The sequence below is a fragment of the Rhizorhabdus argentea genome, assembly GCF_037861105.1.
In the GTDB taxonomy this organism is placed as follows: Bacteria; Pseudomonadota; Alphaproteobacteria; order Sphingomonadales; family Sphingomonadaceae; genus Rhizorhabdus; species Rhizorhabdus argentea.
Window position 1 is genome coordinate 130,512 of sequence record NZ_JBANFK010000008.1, and the last position, 15,940, is coordinate 146,451.

General features: G+C 64.8%; 17 protein-coding genes. 12 read left to right on the forward strand and 5 right to left on the reverse strand.

From position 1 onward, the window contains the following. Positions 1-52: 52 nt before the first annotated feature. Positions 53-664 (reverse strand): LysE family translocator, encoded by a 612-nt coding sequence (locus tag AAC645_RS10005; protein ID WP_340315681.1) that lies wholly within the window; start codon positions 662-664, stop codon positions 53-55. Between the two features lie 2 nt (positions 665-666). Next, complete coding sequence (locus AAC645_RS10010; protein WP_340315683.1) at positions 667-816, reverse strand: hypothetical protein; 150 nt, start codon at positions 814-816, stop codon at positions 667-669. 123 nt (positions 817-939) lie between these two features. On the opposite strand from AAC645_RS10010, the gene AAC645_RS10015 reads away from it, so the two are divergent. The 4 genes from AAC645_RS10015 to AAC645_RS10030 are packed head-to-tail and all read left to right on the forward strand — an operon-like array spanning position 940 to position 4,624. Next, a complete protein-coding gene (locus AAC645_RS10015; RefSeq protein WP_340315685.1) occupies positions 940-2,313 on the forward strand; it encodes an aminotransferase-like domain-containing protein in 1,374 nt (457 codons plus the stop codon). Positions 2,314-2,367: 54 nt separating this feature from the next. Next, positions 2,368-2,946 carry a pyridoxamine 5'-phosphate oxidase gene (gene pdxH, locus AAC645_RS10020; protein ID WP_340315687.1) on the forward strand — a complete coding sequence of 193 codons (579 nt, stop codon included), beginning with the start codon at positions 2,368-2,370 and terminating at the stop codon, positions 2,944-2,946. Next, positions 2,943-3,833: a cation diffusion facilitator family transporter gene (locus AAC645_RS10025; RefSeq protein WP_340315689.1), complete on the forward strand. Its 891-nt coding sequence runs from the start codon at positions 2,943-2,945 to the stop codon at positions 3,831-3,833. The genes pdxH and AAC645_RS10025 overlap by 4 nt, the downstream gene beginning before the upstream one ends. Continuing rightward, the gene (locus tag AAC645_RS10030) at positions 3,830-4,624 is read left to right on the forward strand and encodes a PhzF family phenazine biosynthesis protein (RefSeq protein WP_340315690.1); all 795 of its coding nucleotides are present in this window, start codon (positions 3,830-3,832) and stop codon (positions 4,622-4,624) included. Before AAC645_RS10025 ends, AAC645_RS10030 begins: the two co-directional genes overlap by 4 nt. A gap of 14 nt (positions 4,625-4,638) precedes the next feature. Here the strand turns inward: AAC645_RS10030 and AAC645_RS10035 are convergent, their stop codons facing one another. Continuing rightward, positions 4,639-4,854 (reverse strand): hypothetical protein, encoded by a 216-nt coding sequence (locus tag AAC645_RS10035; protein WP_340315691.1) that lies wholly within the window; start codon positions 4,852-4,854, stop codon positions 4,639-4,641. A 46-nt stretch (positions 4,855-4,900) separates the two neighbouring features. Beyond that, on the reverse strand, positions 4,901-6,019 hold the full coding sequence (gene mnmA, locus AAC645_RS10040) for a tRNA 2-thiouridine(34) synthase MnmA (protein ID WP_340315693.1): 1,119 nt from the start codon (positions 6,017-6,019) through the stop codon (positions 4,901-4,903). A 112-nt stretch (positions 6,020-6,131) separates the two neighbouring features. Between mnmA and AAC645_RS10045 the strand changes: the two genes are divergently transcribed. The 4 genes from AAC645_RS10045 to AAC645_RS10060 all read left to right on the forward strand — a co-directional run bounded on the left by AAC645_RS10045 (position 6,132) and on the right by AAC645_RS10060 (position 8,180). Further along, positions 6,132-6,413, forward strand: coding sequence for a hypothetical protein (locus AAC645_RS10045; protein ID WP_340315695.1), 282 nt, complete (start codon positions 6,132-6,134; stop codon positions 6,411-6,413). Positions 6,414-6,524: 111 nt separating this feature from the next. After that, entirely contained in the window at positions 6,525-6,824 is a 300-nt protein-coding gene (gene sciP, locus AAC645_RS10050; RefSeq protein WP_340315697.1) for a CtrA inhibitor SciP, read from the forward strand. A gap of 183 nt (positions 6,825-7,007) precedes the next feature. Then, entirely contained in the window at positions 7,008-7,256 is a 249-nt protein-coding gene (locus AAC645_RS10055) for a GlsB/YeaQ/YmgE family stress response membrane protein (RefSeq protein ID WP_340315699.1), read from the forward strand. Between the two features lie 159 nt (positions 7,257-7,415). Next, entirely contained in the window at positions 7,416-8,180 is a 765-nt protein-coding gene (locus AAC645_RS10060) for a DUF6065 family protein (protein WP_340315700.1), read from the forward strand. Positions 8,181-8,222: 42 nt separating this feature from the next. Here the strand turns inward: AAC645_RS10060 and AAC645_RS10065 are convergent, their stop codons facing one another. After that, the gene (locus AAC645_RS10065; RefSeq protein ID WP_340315702.1) at positions 8,223-8,960 is read right to left on the reverse strand and encodes an SIMPL domain-containing protein; all 738 of its coding nucleotides are present in this window, start codon (positions 8,958-8,960) and stop codon (positions 8,223-8,225) included. A 219-nt stretch (positions 8,961-9,179) separates the two neighbouring features. Between AAC645_RS10065 and AAC645_RS10070 the strand changes: the two genes are divergently transcribed. The 4 genes from AAC645_RS10070 (at position 9,180) to AAC645_RS10085 (ending at position 15,922) form a co-directional block, all read left to right on the forward strand. Continuing rightward, entirely contained in the window at positions 9,180-10,352 is a 1,173-nt protein-coding gene (locus AAC645_RS10070; RefSeq protein WP_340315703.1) for an efflux RND transporter periplasmic adaptor subunit, read from the forward strand. A 15-nt stretch (positions 10,353-10,367) separates the two neighbouring features. Then, positions 10,368-13,457 carry an efflux RND transporter permease subunit gene (locus AAC645_RS10075; RefSeq protein ID WP_340315704.1) on the forward strand — a complete coding sequence of 1,030 codons (3,090 nt, stop codon included), beginning with the start codon at positions 10,368-10,370 and terminating at the stop codon, positions 13,455-13,457. A gap of 121 nt (positions 13,458-13,578) precedes the next feature. Beyond that, positions 13,579-14,850: a DUF445 domain-containing protein gene (locus AAC645_RS10080; protein WP_340315705.1), complete on the forward strand. Its 1,272-nt coding sequence runs from the start codon at positions 13,579-13,581 to the stop codon at positions 14,848-14,850. A gap of 367 nt (positions 14,851-15,217) precedes the next feature. Beyond that, a complete protein-coding gene (locus AAC645_RS10085; protein WP_340315706.1) occupies positions 15,218-15,922 on the forward strand; it encodes a response regulator transcription factor in 705 nt (234 codons plus the stop codon). Positions 15,923-15,940 lie beyond the last annotated feature (18 nt).

Here is a 15,940-nt window from a genome sequence, read left to right on the forward strand (position 1 = left end):
CACATCCCGTTGTGCGGTGCAATGAAGAGTTACACTGGCGAACAGTCCTGCTTCAGGTTCCGCGCGCCAGTTCCATCAGCCCCGGCACCAGCGATGCCACCAGCAGCGCGGCCATGCCGACATTGAAGGCGCGCAGCGCGGCGGGCCGCGTCAGCAGCCGGCGCACGATGGTGCCGCCGCCAGCCCAGAGCATGATGCAGGGCAGGCCACAGGCCGCAAGCACCAGCGCGACGACCATGACGTCGGCGACCAGATGGCCGGGTCGCGAGAAGCTTGTCGCCGCGCCGAGAGTCATCGCCCAGGCCTTGGGGTTGACCCACTGGAATGCGGCCGCGTCGAAAAAGCCCAGCGGCCGTGCGCGCGACGCCGCGGCGCCCGCGCCAGCGGAGGTGGCGATCCGCCAGGCGAGGTAGAGCAGGTAGGCGGTCGAGGCGGCGTGGAGCCCGGTATAGAGCCACGGCGCCCGCCCGATCACGCTCGCCAGGCCGAGGCCGAGCAGCAACACCATGACGACGCAGCCGATGCTGATGCCGAAGATGTGCGGCAGCGTCGGGCGAAAACCGAAGGTGGCGCCGGAGGACAGCAGCATCATGTTGTTCGGGCCCGGCGTCACCGTAGAGACAATGCAGAAGGTGCCGAGCGCAAGCAGCGTGTCGGGAGCCATGACTATCGTCGCAGACCGATGGCTAGGCGGTACTGCGCCTCGATCATCATGCGTCGTCCATCCAGACGGGCGTCCGGCTCCGCCGACGCAATCGCCGAGGCGGAAACGACGGCCGCGAAGCCGATCAGCAAGAAGCTAGCAAGGGCTGTCATCCATATCTGTCTCATTGTCCCTGTCCTGTTCGCAGTTGACACATGCCAATTGCGATCTAGTTTACCTCGTGTCAAAGGCGATATTGTCATAATGACATTTTCGGGCAGCCCGAGGTGGTGTGGATGATCTGGACTCCGGTTCTTGGCGACGATGCGGACACGGTGTCGGGCCGGCTGCTTGCCGCCCTGCGCCGCGACATCGATGAGGGCCATCTGCCGCCCGGCACGCGCCTGCCGCCGCACCGCGATCTCGCGCATCGGTTGGGTATCGGCATCGGCACGGTCACAGCGGTCTATGGCGAAGCGGCACGGCAGGGCCTGCTCACCGCCACTGTCGGCCGCGGCAGCTTCGTCGCCGACGGTTCCGCGCGCGGCGGCCGCAGCGATGGTCTGATCGGGCTGGCCCGCAACCTGCCGCCGCTCGCGGCCAGCCAACGGCGCTTCGCCACCACGCTCGCGAAGCTGAGCAAGCGCGGCGATATCGCGCAGTTCCTGGACTATGCGCCGCCCGCAGGCCATGAAGCGCATCGCCGCACGGGCGCAAGCTGGCTGCGGCGGGTGAGCGGGCTTGCGGATGTCCGTGCCGACCGGCTGGTCGTCACCAGCGGCGGCCAGCAGGCGATGACGCTGGCGCTCGACACGCTATGCCGCCCAGGCGACACCATCATGACCGAGGCCGCAACCTATTTCGGGGTTCGGTCGATCGCCGAAGCCGGCGGCTACCGCACGCTGGGGCTGGAAATGGACGAACAGGGCCTGCTGCCGGACGCGCTCGATCGCGCCGCGGCCCGCGGTGCGCGGGTGCTCTACACCTTGCCAACACTCCAGAACCCGACTGGCCGGATCATGGGCGATGCTCGTCGCGCCGAGATCGCCAAGGTCGCGCGCGCGCGGGACATCTGGATCGTCGAGGACGATCTCTATTCTGCCTTCGCGATCGGTAACGCCCCGCCGCCGCTGGCCAGCTACGCGCCGGAACGCTGCTTCTACATCAACGGCACCTCCAAGGCGCTCGCGCCCGGCTTGCGTACCGGCTACCTGGTGCTACCCGACGACGAGCATCTGGATCGCGTGCAGCGACTGATCCTGGCGCGGGTCTATGCGCCCGCTGCAATGGGGGCGCTGGTCGCCAGTCAGTGGATCGAGGACGGAGCCGCCGATGAGATCGTCGCCGAGATCCAGGCCGAGATGCTGGTGCGCGGCAAGATGGCCATCGACCGGCTCGGCGCGGCGATCAGTCCGCCGGGCGATCCCCGCTGCCCGCATTTGTGGCTGCCGATGCCGGAACTGGAGGCGGAGCGGATGGTGGCCCGGGCGATGCGGGCCGGCGTGGAGCTGACGCCGCCCTCCGCACCGCTGGTCGATCCGGCCTCGATTTCCGGGGTGCGACTATGCCTCGGCGTTGCGGCCGATCGGGCGCAACTGGCGACAGGGTTGGATCGGGTGGCGCTGGCGCTCGATTCGGGGCGGACGCCTGCCGCATCAGCAGTTATCTGATCCAGTTCCTACCCGTCGGTGGATATTCTCCATGCGCGCACTAGAAGAAAAATCATGACAGACACCCCGCTCTCGCTGTTCGCCCTATGGTTTGTCGAGGCGCGCCAGTCCGAACCCAATGATCCCGAGGCCATGGCAGTCGCCACGGTCGGCGCCGATGGCCGTCCGTCGGTCCGCATGGTGCTGCTCAAGGGACATGATGAGCGTGGCTTCGTGTTCTATACCAATTATGAGAGCCGCAAGGCGGAGCAGCTGATGGAAAACAGCCAGGCCGCGCTGCTCTTCCACTGGAAGTCGCTGCGTCGGCAGGTCCGCATCGAGGGAGCCGTCAGCAAGGTGAGCGATGCCGAGGGCGACGCCTATTTCGCAACCCGCTCACGCGATTCGCAGCTCGGCGCCTGGGCATCCGACCAGTCGCGCCCGCTCGACAGCCGCGCCACTTTTGAAGCGCGATTCGAAGCGGTCGCCGAGCGTTTCGCCAACATGGCGGTGCCCCGCCCGCCGCACTGGTCGGGTTTCCGCGTCGCACCGGAGCGGATCGAGTTCTGGCAGGATCGTGCCCATCGCCTCCACGAACGCCGCTTGTTCACGCGGGCCGGCAATGGCTGGACCGAGGGCCTGCTTTACCCATGAAGCTCGATCCCAACGTGCGCGCCGGGATCGCCTCGGTGTCGGTCGCGCTGATCCTGATCGGGCTGAAGGGCTATGCCAGCTGGGCCACTGGCTCGGCAGCGATGCTCGGGTCGCTCGCCGATACCGGGCTGGACCTGATCGCCTCGCTGGTGACGCTCTACAGCGTCCGCCTTGCCGCGACTCCGGCCGACCGGCAGCACCGATTCGGCCACGGCAAGGCCGAGGCGATCGCGGCCTTTTTCCAGGTGGTGCTGATCAGCCTGTCGGCCTTCTGGATCGCGAGCCATTCGATCCAGCAGCTGGTCGGGGCGGCACGTCCCGCCGACGCCGAAGCAGGCATCCTGGTGTCGCTGATCGCGCTGGTGTTGACCTTGCTGCTGGTCACCTATCAGCGGCGCGTGGTGGCGCAGACCGGTTCGCTCGCGATCGGCACCGACAATATCCATTATCAGAGCGATCTCCTGCTCAATGCTGCGGTCATTGCTGCCTTGGCCGCCGACCAGTTCGCGAACATCCAGGGTGCGGACGCTGTGGCCGGCATCGCCATCGCCGGATGGCTGCTCTACGGCGCCTACACCGCCTCGCGTCAGGCGATCGACCAGTTGATGGACCGCGAATGGCCCGAAGAGCGCCGCCGCGCCTTCGTCGAAGTCGCCAACCGCCACCCCGAATTGCGCGGAATCCATGACCTGAAGACGCGCACGGCGGGCCATCATGATTTCGTGCAGTTCCATGTCTGGGTCGATCCGATGATGACTGTCGGCGAGGCGCACCGGGTGATGGACGAAGTCGAGGACAAGCTGCGCGAGGCATTTCCCGGCGTCGAGATATTGATCCATCCTGATCCCGCTGGGCATGTCGACGGCGGCGAGGAGATGCATCCGTGAAACTTCCGTTCCAGCAAGTCGACGCCTTCGCCGATCGTCCGTTCACCGGTAACCCTGCAGCGGTAATGCCGCTCGAGGCGTGGCTCGACGACGCGACGCTGCAGGCCATCGCCGCCGAGAATAACCTGGCCGAAACCGCCTTCATCGTCCCGTGGCTCGGCGATGACGCCGACTTCGAGCTGCGCTGGTTCACGCCCGAGGTCGAGGTGGCGCTATGCGGCCATGCGACGCTGGCGACGGGCCATGCCCTGCTGTCGTCGCGGGAAACGGTCGACAGGGTGCGCTTCGCGACCCGCAAGGCCGGCATCCTCGAAGTGGCACGCGATGGCGACGGCTACAGACTGGCTCTACCTGCATGGGAGGTCGCGCCGAAGCCGCTGCCCGATCATGCTGCGGCACTCGGCGGCACGCCGATGGAAAGCCATTGGCGCGATGGCGGCTATGCCTTCTTCCTCTATGGCAGCGCCGCCGAGGTGCGCGATCTTTCTCCTGATTTCAGAGCGATGCGCAGCTTTGGTGATATCCTGTTCATGGCGACGGCGCCCGGCGACGAAACCGACATCGTCAGCCGCGTCTTCGCCCCCGGAGTGGGCATCGACGAAGATCCGGTAACCGGCTCGGCGCATTGCTTGCTGACCACCTTCTGGGCGAAGCGCCTCGGCAGGGAGCGGTTCAGCGCCTACCAGGCATCGGCGCGCGGCGGCTATCTGAGCTGCGCGCTGGAGGGTGACCGGGTCGTGCTGGGCGGCAAATGCGTAACGGTGATCGAGGGCGTGTTCAGCCTGGCCTGACCCATCTTCAGCCGTCACTCGATCATCGCTTCGACCGTACCCGAGCCATTCTCGCCGACAATGATGGTCACCGGTTTTTCGAAAGTGACGTCGAACCCACCGCTCTGGATGATTGGGAGCGACAGAGGATAGCTGGTCCAATCCAGATCTTCGGTCCCAAACTCTTTCGGAAGCCAGACGCGTTTAAGAAAGGGCGGCGGCAGTGAGGTGGTACGAGTTTTTCGGCTCATGAGCCGCGAATACTATAGACCAGAATCAGGTGGAAGACGCGCATGATCAGGCCGCGAGCTGCGCCGCCGCCGTCTCGCGAATCCATCCGCCGCCGAGCACACGGTCGCCGGCATAGAGCACCGCGGCCTGGCCCGGTGCCACGCCATATTCAGGCTGGTCGAAGCTCACGACGCCCTCCTCGAAGCGGGCCGGCACGGGCTTGGCGAGCGATCGCACCTTGGCGGTAACCGGGCCATCATACCCGTCGCCGATCCAGTTGAGGTCGTCGAGCGCCGCAGCCGACACTGCAAGAGCGCGGCGCGGGCCAACGACCAGCCGCTTGGCCGCGGGCTCCAGCCGCACGACATAGAGCGGCTCCGGGCTGCCGCCAATCTCGATGCCGCGGCGCTGTCCGACCGTGAAATGGATTAGTCCCTTGTGCCGCCCTAAGACCCTGCCCTGCAGATCGACGATCTCGCCTTCATCGGCAGCCTCCGGTCGCAACCGCTTGACGATGCTTGCATAATCGCCGTCCGGTACGAAGCAGATGTCCTGGCTGTCCGGCTTGGCCGCGACGCCGAGACCAAGCTCGGCGGCGATCGCCCGGACACGCGGCTTCGGCATGCCGCCGAGTGGGAAGCGCAGATAGTCGAGCTGCGCCTGGGTGGTAGCGAACAGGAAATAACTCTGGTCGCGCGCAGGATCGGCGGCACGGTGCAGTTCTGCCCGCCCCCCCGCTCCAATCACGCGGCGGACATAATGCCCAGTCGCCAGGCAGTCCGCACCGAGATCGCGGGCGATGCCGAACAGGTCGGTGAACTTGACCCCCTGATTGCATCGAACGCAGGGGATCGGCGTACGCCCCGCGGCATATTCATCGGCGAAATCGGCGATCACCGAATCCCGGAAACGGCTCTCATAATCAAACACATAATGGGCGATGCCGAGCCTGTCCGCCACCGCCCGGGCATCACGGATATCCTGCCCGGCACAACAGCTGCCGCTACGGCCCACCGCCGCGCCATGATCATAGAGTTGAAGCGTCACACCGATAGTCTCGGCGCCGCTCGCGGCCGCGAGCGCCGCTACCACCGAACTGTCGACACCGCCCGACATGGCGACCACGATGCGGGCGCCCTTCAGCGAGGTGCCGTCGCGGCTTTCGATCTGGAACTCAGGATTCATCGGGCGTCCATAGCAGCTGGCGGCGAAGCCCGCAAAATCGATTGGAAAATGACTAAAGATTCCTGCCTGCCCGTCGTTTCTTGTGCTGAGACGGAAAACGGGACTCGCCAGCATGAAGTTCAGGATCGACGAATTCCGCATCTGTGACGCCCGGCCAGTGGAAGCACAACTGGATTTCACGCTGCTGTGCGAGCAACTCGCCGCGCTACAGGCGGAGACGCCCACGGCACGGCTTGCACGCCACAGCGGCGGTCCGTCCGAACATCATGACCATGCCAACCGGGCGGTCGCAATCCTGCTGACCGCTCCGGGCATCGATACGTTCGAAGGTATGGGCGTGCAGGGCAGCTTCCACGCCGCCGCCGCTGCGCGCGTCAACGGCCGGGCGCGTTAACGAAAATGTTCCGGCCATTTACCGTCTCACGCAAAGCTTCCTTGATCGCGGACCGCCAAGACCGTGTTCGGGGAATGAGCCTAGGTCGCATGACCATGTTTGGGGTAACGTATGCTTGAAAATCAGAAATTTCGTCCGCATCAGGTTATCGGCCCGCTGGGTGAGCCGCTCACGCTGGACTCGCTACCGCCGGCTGGAACGACCCGTTGGGTCGTTCGTCGAAAGGCTGAAGTGGTGGCAGCCGTCAATGGCGGCCTGCTGACAGCAGACGAAGTATGCGATCGCTACAATCTGAGCGTGGAGGAGTTTGCCGCCTGGCAGCGCGCGGTCGACCGGTCGGGAATGCCCGGGCTCCGCGTCACCCGCATCCAGCACTATAAATCGCTATACGAACGCCAGCAGAAATATTGATCCCCGCCGCTCGGAAGTGAGTACGGAATCCGCCTTCCACAAGGGAGGCGGATTCGTCTGTTTGAGGCCGATAGCAAGGCGGTCGAACCGGGGTGGAAAGGAACAAGAACGGGTGTTCAGACGTACTGCGTAACGATGGCTTTCGACATGAGCGGAAGCCTTTGGCATTGGCAGGAGGACTCGATGAACCTTATCATTTTCCTTATCGTCGGCGGCATCATCGGCTGGCTGGCCAGCATTCTTATGCGCACCGATGCGCAGCAGGGCATCATCTTGAATGTGATCGTCGGCATCATCGGTTCGTTCATCGGCGGCGTGCTGTTCGGCCGGACCCTCGGCGCCGGCGGCATCTATGGCTGGATCAGCGCCTTCCTGGGCGCGGTGATCCTGCTCGCGATCGTCAATCTCGTCCGCCGCGGCGCGATGCGCTGATCCTCCGGCGATTTTCTGACGGAAGGCCGCCGGGCTCGCTCCGGCGGCTTTTTCTTAACCGATGGTCGAGCGCTGGCGCTGCTGACCGCTGCAAAGCCTCTCGACAGAGTCCGGCGAGGACGCCAATCATGGGTGCAATCGTTCGGGGCATCGTCATCCATGGTCAGTCGCGCCAAGCTCATCGCCTACGGCTTGCCGAAGCAGCCCCTCGAGATCCGCCCCGCTCCCTATGAGCGCGACTGGATGGACGCCACCAGCCAGCGCTATGCCTATCGATGTCTACCGCTGACGATCGCCAACGCGCATGGTTGGGAGATCCTCTGCCCCGCCGGATTTTCCGCATGGTGGGGCGGCGGCCAGAATTCCGACGCGATCCGCATCACCCCCGACGATGAGAACCACAAGCCGGCGATCACCCATTTCGGCTATGGCGTCCTGACCTTCCATATTCCGGCCGTGTTTCGTACCGATGCCGGATATGACCTGATGGTGCAGGGTCCGATCAACCGGCCCAAGGACGCGATCGCGCCGCTTTCCGGCATGGTCGAAACCGACTGGACCCCGTTCACCTTCACGATGAACTGGCAGTTCACGCGGCCGAACACGGTGATCCGCTTCGAAAAGGGCGAACCCTTTTGCCATGTCTTCCCCGCCCGGCGCGGCGAACTGGAAAAGATCATGCCCGAGGTGCGGCCGATCGCCGATGATCCCGAGCTAAAGGCCGAGTTCGACGCCTGGACCGCCAGCCGCGCCAATTTCCTCGACGGACTCAAAAAACCCGACTCCGAGGCCTCGGCCGCGAAATGGCAAAAACATTATTATCGCGGCCAGAATCTCGATGGCACCGACATCGCCGCCGATGATCACCGCACCAAGATCCGCCTCCAGCCTTTCCGCAAGAGCGAGGACAGCGGAGAGGGGTGAAAGACAGCTCACGGCCCGGCCGGTAAACTCCGCAATGGCGAACTAGTTCAGCTCGAACGTCACCGAAACGCTGATCGCGATCTTTTGCTCGCCCGCCTCGATCGACGAATCCGCGGCCTCCTTGCCGCGCGCCATCATCATCATCGGCATCGGCCGCGGCATCCCTTCGTAGCTGCCCTCGCTGATCGCGACGATGCGCTTGACCTGCAGCCCCGCCGCCCGCGCGTACAACGCCGCCCGTGCCCTTGCCCCAGCGATCGCCTTTTCGCGGGCCTGGTCGAGCAGCGGCTCCGGCTTGTCGATCGACAGCGCCGGACCATCGATCTGGTTGGCGCCCGCGGCAACCAGCGAATCGAGGATCGGTCCCGCCGCCTTGATGTCGCGGAAGCGCACGCTGACTCGGCTCGACGCCTGGTAGCCGGTGATCGCGGGCGGCTGGTTATCGGCATAGCGATATTGCGGGCTGAGGTTGATCGCCGTCGTCTGGATGTCGCGATCGGCAACCCCCGCCTTGCGAATGGCTGCAACCGTGGCAGCGGTACGTCGCGCATTGTCGCTCATCGCCAAGGCTGCCGTGGCGGCCTGCGTAACGACGCCGGCACCAACCGTAGCGATATCCGGCGCGACGCTCACCTCGCCGGTTGCAACGACATCAAGCCGCGTGCCTGCCATTGCTGACGGCATTGGCGCACCGGCCGGCTCCTGCTGCGCCGCGGCCGGGCTCGCCAGCGCCAGCGCCAGCGGCGCGATCAGGCCGATGTTCCGCATTTTGTCTCCCATTTCGGTTTAGCTCCTGCTTGGCCGCACCGTTGGCGGCGTGCTAAGGATTATGGCGATTATCGCTGCACGTGGCCTGAACGCCTTACGGCTACGAAATGATCCCCTGATGCTCGGGAGCGGCGACATGGCGCTGTGGTCTTGAGCCAGGTGACATATTGATATAATACAGTCTGCTCGAAATCAGGGCTCGACGGGGCTGGCAGTGGAAAGCGCATGAGGATGAACGTCGAATCCGGCATCCAATCCGACTACACTCTATATGACTATGACGACGGCCGCGCGCGTCGGTGGCGACTGATAATCATTGCCGCTGTGATCGCAGTGCTATTGGTGGCGATTGTCGCTGGCATAACGATATTTGGCAAGAAGGAGGCGCCGCCGCCGCCGCCGCCGCCGGGCGTCACCGTTATCGTCCCCGGACGCACCGATGTCGCTGCCGCCGTGAACGCGACCGGCACGCTCTTCGCCAAGCGGGAGATGCCGGTTGGCGTCGCCGGAGAAGGCGGCATGGTCCAGCGCGTGCTGGTGGAACCGGGCGACTGGGTCGCCGCAGGACAGACGCTCGCCGTGATCGAGCGATCCGTGCAGGCGCAGGAAGCCAATTCGCTCGCCGCCTCGATCCGCGTGGCCCAGGCCGATGCCGATCTGGCGCAGGCCGAACTCGACCGCGCCAAGGCGCTGGTTGCGCGCGGCTTCATCTCCAAGGCGGACATCGACCGCAAGACGGCAAGCCGCGATGCCGCCGTCGCCCGCGTGGCGGTGGCGCGAGCGCAATATGGCCAGACGCGCGCCCAGATCGGCCGTCTCGACATCCGTTCGCCCGCCGCCGGGCTGGTGCTCACCCGCGCGGTCGAGCCTGGCCAGGTCGTCAGCCCGGCCAATGGCGCGCTGTTCCGCGTGGCGAAAGGCGGCGAGCTCGAAATCCGTGCGCAGCTCGCCGAGCAGGATCTTGCCCGTCTCAAGGTCGGCGATACGGCGCAGGTAACGCCGATCGGCGGCAAGCGCGCCTTCCCCGGCACAGTGTGGCAGATATCCCCGGTGATCGATCCGCAGACCCGCCAGGGCATCGCCCGTGTCCAGATGCGCTACGATCCGGCACTTCGGCCGGGCGGATTCGCCTCGGCATCGATCCTCAGCGGCACGATCTCCGCGCCGCGCCTGCCCGAATCTGCAGTGCTCAACGATGAGAAAGGCTCCTTCGTCTACATCGTCGCCCCAGATAACAGGGCGGTTCGCCGCGATGTGAAAACCGGCGACGTTACCGATGCGGGCGTAGTGATCCTTGCGGGCCTCCAGGGCAGCGAGAAGGTCGTTCTGTCGGCGGGTGCGTTCCTGAATCCGGGCGACAAGGTCACGCCGCATATTGCATCGGCGTCCGCCGACGGCCGCTGAGAGATCGGACCCAACATGAACAACATATCCGCCTGGGCGATCCGGAACCCGATCCCGCCCATCGTGCTGTTCATCGCGCTGACGATCGCGGGGCTGATCAGCTTTGCGCGCATGGACATCAACCAGATGCCCGACGTCAGCTTCCCGGCCGTCAGCGTCCAGATTTCGCAGCCCGGCGCCGCGCCCACCGAGATGGAAACGCAGATCACTCGCAAGGTGGAAGCGGCGGTCGCCTCGATCGGCAATGTCAAGTCGATCACCTCGTATGTGACCGAGGGCATATCGGGCACAAACATCGAATTCCAGCTCGGCACGCCGGTCGATCGGGCGGTCAACGACGTTCGCGACGCCGTCTCCAAGATACGTTCGGACCTGCCCGAAGGCATTCTCGAACCGCAGGTCACCCGCATCGAGATCGAGGGCGGGCCGATCGCCTACTACTCGGTGGAAGGCATCGACATGACCCTCGAGCAGCTCAGCTGGTTCGTGGACAACACCGCGATCAAGCAGTTGCAGGCGATCGATGGCATGGCCTCCGTGTTCCGCGGCGGCGGCGTCTCGCGCGAGATCCGCGTGATCCTCGACCCCGCGCGCATGCAGGCCCACGGCGTTACGGCGAGTCAGGTCAACAATGTCCTGCGCGCCACGAACCTGAATGCAGCCGGCGGACGGGCCGAACTAGCGGGCGCCGAACAATCCGTGCGCGTACTCGGCAACGCCGCCTCCGCCTATACGCTGGGTGAGACACAGATCTCGGTGGGCAATGGACGCACCGTTCGGCTGTCCGACATCGCTACGGTGCGGGACGCCTATGGCGAACAGCGGTCGCTCGCCAAGATGAACGGCCGTCAGGTGCTGTCGATGGGCATGCTCAAGGCCAAGGGCGCTTCGGACGTCGAGGTTTACGACCAGGCGAAAAAGGTCCTGAAGGATCTCCACACCGAAAACCCGAAGGTCACCTTCAGGGAACTTTACACCAGCGTCGATTATACCAAGGATCAATATACCTCCGCGCTTCATGCGATGATCGAGGGTTCGGTGCTGGCGGTCGTCGTGGTGTTCTTCTTTCTCCGCGATTGGCGCGCCACGCTGATCTCGGCGCTGGCGATCCCGCTGTCGGCGATCCCCGCCTTCTGGTTCATGAGCTTGATGGGTTTCACGCTCAACACGATCAGCTTGCTGGCGCTCAGCCTCGTCGCCGGCATTCTGGTCGACGATGCGATCGTGGAAATCGAGAATATCGTCCGCCACATGCGCATGGGCAAGACCGCCTACCAGGCCTCGATGGACGCCGCCGATGAGATCGGCCTCGCCGTGGTCGCGACGACGATGGCGATCGTCGCAGTTTTCGTGCCGGTGTCGTTCATGCCCGGTGTCCCCGGCCAGTTCTTCAAGCAGTTCGGTCTGACCGTCGCGGTCGCGGTGCTGATGAGCCTGCTCGTCGCACGCCTGATCACGCCTATGATCGCCGCCTATTTCCTGAAGGCGGAAGGCGTCAAGGAACATGGCGGCGGCAGGGCGATGGAGAAATATCTCAATCTTCTCAAATGGTCGCTCGTCAACCGTTGGAAGACGATCGGGCTGGGCCTGGCGGCCTTCGCCGCGACGATCGGGCTGGGATGGACGATGCCGACCGAGTTCCAACCAGCGCTCGACGTCGACTATAGCCAGGTGAAAATCGAGCTGACGCCAGGCGCGCGCGTCATCGAGGACACGCAGAAGGTCGCCGACCAGGCCGTCGCCATCCTGCGCAGGCAGCCCGAGGTCGAACACGCCTTTGCCGATATAGGCGACAATAGCGATACGCGTTTCGCGACCATCTACGTCACGCTGAAGCCAGCTAAGGAACGCGGGCGAACCAGCATCGAGTTCGAGCGAAACACCGCGCCGCTACTGGCCCAGATTCCGGATGCGCGCGTGAACTTCCAATCCCAGACCGGCGGTTTCGGTCGTGACCTAACGGTCATGCTGGCGGGTGACGATCCGGTGAAGCTCCAGTTCGCAGCGCAATCGCTGATCGATCAAATGCGTGGCATAGCGCTGGTCCGCGATCCACGGATCGATGGCGACATCCAGCGTCCCGAACTGATCATCAAGCCGCGGCTCGACCTAGCCGCCGATCTCGGCGTGACCACGGCGGCACTCAGCCAGGCGATACGGATCGCCACGCTGGGAGATATCGAGCAGAATATGGCGAAGTTCTCGCTCAGTGATCGCCAGATCCCGATCCGCGTATCGCTCAGCGAGGATTCGCGCCGCGACCTTTCGACGATCCAGAACATGCCCGTGCAGACCACCTTCGGCGGCACCGTGCCGTTGCGCGTCGTCGCCGATATCCATTTCGGCACCGGCCCGTCGAAAATTCGACGGTATAACCAGGTTCGCCGCCTGGTGATCGGTGCAGACCTCGTGCCCGGCGCGGTCAGCGGTGACGCCTATGACGCCGTCTATGCAACGCCGATCATGAAGAATTTGCCTGTCGGGGTTCGTCAGGTGAAGGTCGGAGACCAGGAGTTCCAGGATGATCTGATCTCGGGCTTCATCATCGCCGTCCTGTCGGGTGTCATGCTGGTGTTCGCGGTGCTGGTGCTGCTGTACAAGCGGGTGCTGCCGCCGTTCGTGAACATGGGCTCGCTGCTGCTCGCGCCGCTCGGCGGGATCCTCGCGCTGAAGCTGTGCAGCATGTCGATCTCGATGCCCGTCTATATCGGACTGCTGATGCTGTTAGGCATTGTCGCCAAAAACTCGATCCTGCTGGTCGATTTCGCTATCGAAGAAATGCGCCGTGGTGCCAACCGCACCGATGCGATCCTGGAAGCCGCGCACAAGCGCGCCCAGCCGATCGTGATGACGACGGTGGCGATGATTGCCGGTATGTTGCCGATCGCGCTGGGGCTGGCCGGCGACAGCAGTTGGCGGTCGCCAATGGCGGTCTGCGTGATCGGTGGCCTGGCGCTGTCGACGCTGCTCACCCTGGTGATCGTCCCCGCAGGCTTCACCCTCGCCGACGATCTCGAAAAATGGATCGGCCCCAAGCTCGGCCGCGCGCTGGTCAACAACGAGCCGCACCGGATCGAGCCGGGCATGCCGCAGCCTGCAGAGTAGCGCGGTCGCTGCCGACTTGACGGATGTGGGCATTACGCAGCACGCATCGGGGCTCTTCATGGGCAAGGCAGACTGCCATCGTTTCGGTTGAACATTTGCGCGCGACAGCCATTTGGTCGGCATGACCATCTTGCAAGCCACGGGACTCGACCGCTTCAATCCCGCACAAGGCGGGGTACGCGGCATGCGGGTCGTCGCTTCGGGGCTGCTGGTCATCATGGCCGCGCTCTATCTGTTCGCCCGCGCGCATGAGGCGACGGGTGCGTCGGCCGGCTGGGGTTATCTGCGGGCCTTCGCCGAAGCGGCGATGGTGGGCGGGCTGGCCGACTGGTTCGCGGTCACCGCGCTGTTCCGCCACCCGCTCGGACTGCCGATCCCGCACACCGCGATCATCCCGCGCAACAAGGATCGCATCGGCAACAGCCTGGCCGCTTTCCTGCGTATCAATTTCCTGACGGCTTCGGTCGTCGCCCGGCGGATGGGACAAGTCGATGTCGCAGGCGCGATCGGCCGGCTGCTGTCCGCTCCGCCGGCGGGCGGGCGGACGCGCGCCGGCGTCGGTCGTGCGCTGGCGACGATCCTGGAGTCGCTCGGCGACGACCGCTTCGGAGCGATGGTGAAGGGCGCGCTGGCCAGCCGCCTGCGCGGGTTCGACATCGCCCCCCTGCTCGGCCGCACACTGGACGCCGCAATCGTCGAGAATCGGCATGCCGAGATGCTCGACGGGATCATCGGCTGGGCGAGCCGTATCCTGCTGCACAACGAAACGATGATCCACGAGATGGTGCAGGCGCGCGCCGGCAAGATCATGAAGTGGACCGGGCTCGACGAAAAGCTGTCGACCGCGATCGTCGAAGGGCTGCACAAGCTGCTCGACGAAGTGTCGACCGACCCCGAGCATCCGCTGAGGCTGAAGGCGCAGGAGGGACTGGAGCAGTTGGCGGATAAGCTGCAGCATGATCCCGAAACCCGCGCCACGGTGGCCAAGCTGAAGGCCGATCTGCTCGAAAGCCCGGCCGTCACCGCCTGGCTGGACACGCTGTGGCAGGGCGCCCGGCTGCGCCTGATCGAAGCCGCCCGCCATCCCAATGCCGCGCTGGGCGGACAGGTCGGAGAGGCGCTCCGCACCCTGGGCGCCACGCTGCAGAACGATGCGGGCCTCAAACGAACGATCAACCGCTTCACCCGCCGCATGACGGTCGGCCTCGTTGCCGATTATGGCGACCATATCGTCAAGCTGGTATCGGAGACGATCCATGGCTGGGACGCCGGGACCGTGACCCGCCAGCTGGAGAACGCCGTGGGCCGCGACCTGCAATATATTCGGGTCAACGGCACCCTCGTCGGAGGACTGATCGGCATAGGCCTGCACCTGCTGGCCGGGATCATCTGACCTAGAGTCGAGCGCGAATACGCAAAGCAACCGGTGCAACAGCAATGCCGGCGAAGCCAAGCATTGGCCTGTCAGGGCAGACAGGCCGGCCAGGTGGAGGGGAGCAAACCCCAGTCCCGGCCCCCCGATCCCCGGCAACACCGGCATTACCAGCGCGATCCTAACCATGACTGTCGACAATGCCTTGTGAACGATTGCAAATTTACGATTTGTTACGTCCAGAATGGTGCAGATCGGGTGAGATCGCGCGATGACGAGAGAGTTTATGCGCGGAGCGCGTGGCCGGCACTTGGCATAGACCGTTACGGCGGGCATGCTTACCCGCATGGATCGACCCAACCGGCCCCTCGCTGCATCGGACGACAGCATGCGCATCGCCGTCCTGGACGACGAGCCGGCGGCGCGCGCTTTCGTCATCGAGACGTTGGTCGAAGCGGGCCATCATTGCTACGAATTCCAGAACGCCCGCGCGCTGTCTTCCCGGCTGCGCCAGGAAACCTTCGACCTGGTCGTCCTGGACTGGAACATGCCCGACAAGAGCGGCATCGAGATCATCCGGTGGATGCACGAGAATATGGACAAGCCCGTCCCGTCGCTGTTGCTGACCAACCGCAACAGCGACGAGGACATCGTCACCGGACTCCAGGCCGGCGCGGACGACTATGTCATCAAGCCGGTGCAGCCGCCGGTGCTGCTGGCGCGCATCGCCGCAATCCACCGCCGCACCGGTCCGCGCGAGGCGCCTGGCGCAAACGAGAGCTACGGGCCTTACACATTGCACCCGGGACGCCAAACGGTGACGGTCGAGGATGAGTCGATCGTCCTGACGGCGAAGGAGTTCGAACTCACGGCCACGCTGTTCCGGAACCTGCATCGGCCGCTGTCGCGCTCCTATCTGCTGGAGATGGTCTGGGGCCGTAATCCCGATCTGCCGACACGAACGCTGGACGCCCATATCTCGCGGATCCGCGCCAAGCTCGGCCTGCGCCCCGAACGCGGCTTTCGCCTGGTACCGGTCTATAGCTATGGATACAGGCTGGAAGCGCTCGAAACGGAGGCTAGCGGAAGCTGATACAGGAACGGGGGCATC

What these genes read in the sequence shown, in the direction of transcription:
- AAC645_RS10005 (WP_340315681.1), bottom strand. Translation starts at nt 664, where the DNA reads ATGGCTCCCGACACGCTGCTTGCGCTCGGCACCTTCTGCATTGTCTCT.
- AAC645_RS10010 (WP_340315683.1), bottom strand. Translation starts at nt 816, where the DNA reads ATGACAGCCCTTGCTAGCTTCTTGCTGATCGGCTTCGCGGCCGTCGTT.
- AAC645_RS10015 (WP_340315685.1), top strand. Translation starts at nt 940, where the DNA reads ATGATCTGGACTCCGGTTCTTGGCGACGATGCGGACACGGTGTCGGGC.
- pdxH (WP_340315687.1), top strand. Translation starts at nt 2,368, where the DNA reads ATGACAGACACCCCGCTCTCGCTGTTCGCCCTATGGTTTGTCGAGGCG.
- AAC645_RS10025 (WP_340315689.1), top strand. Translation starts at nt 2,943, where the DNA reads ATGAAGCTCGATCCCAACGTGCGCGCCGGGATCGCCTCGGTGTCGGTC.
- AAC645_RS10035 (WP_340315691.1), bottom strand. Translation starts at nt 4,854, where the DNA reads ATGAGCCGAAAAACTCGTACCACCTCACTGCCGCCGCCCTTTCTTAAA.
- mnmA (WP_340315693.1), bottom strand. Translation starts at nt 6,019, where the DNA reads ATGAATCCTGAGTTCCAGATCGAAAGCCGCGACGGCACCTCGCTGAAG.
- AAC645_RS10045 (WP_340315695.1), top strand. Translation starts at nt 6,132, where the DNA reads ATGAAGTTCAGGATCGACGAATTCCGCATCTGTGACGCCCGGCCAGTG.
- sciP (WP_340315697.1), top strand. Translation starts at nt 6,525, where the DNA reads ATGCTTGAAAATCAGAAATTTCGTCCGCATCAGGTTATCGGCCCGCTG.
- AAC645_RS10055 (WP_340315699.1), top strand. Translation starts at nt 7,008, where the DNA reads ATGAACCTTATCATTTTCCTTATCGTCGGCGGCATCATCGGCTGGCTG.
- AAC645_RS10060 (WP_340315700.1), top strand. Translation starts at nt 7,416, where the DNA reads ATGGTCAGTCGCGCCAAGCTCATCGCCTACGGCTTGCCGAAGCAGCCC.
- AAC645_RS10065 (WP_340315702.1), bottom strand. Translation starts at nt 8,960, where the DNA reads ATGGGAGACAAAATGCGGAACATCGGCCTGATCGCGCCGCTGGCGCTG.
- AAC645_RS10070 (WP_340315703.1), top strand. Translation starts at nt 9,180, where the DNA reads ATGAACGTCGAATCCGGCATCCAATCCGACTACACTCTATATGACTAT.
- AAC645_RS10075 (WP_340315704.1), top strand. Translation starts at nt 10,368, where the DNA reads ATGAACAACATATCCGCCTGGGCGATCCGGAACCCGATCCCGCCCATC.
- AAC645_RS10080 (WP_340315705.1), top strand. Translation starts at nt 13,579, where the DNA reads ATGACCATCTTGCAAGCCACGGGACTCGACCGCTTCAATCCCGCACAA.
- AAC645_RS10085 (WP_340315706.1), top strand. Translation starts at nt 15,218, where the DNA reads ATGCGCATCGCCGTCCTGGACGACGAGCCGGCGGCGCGCGCTTTCGTC.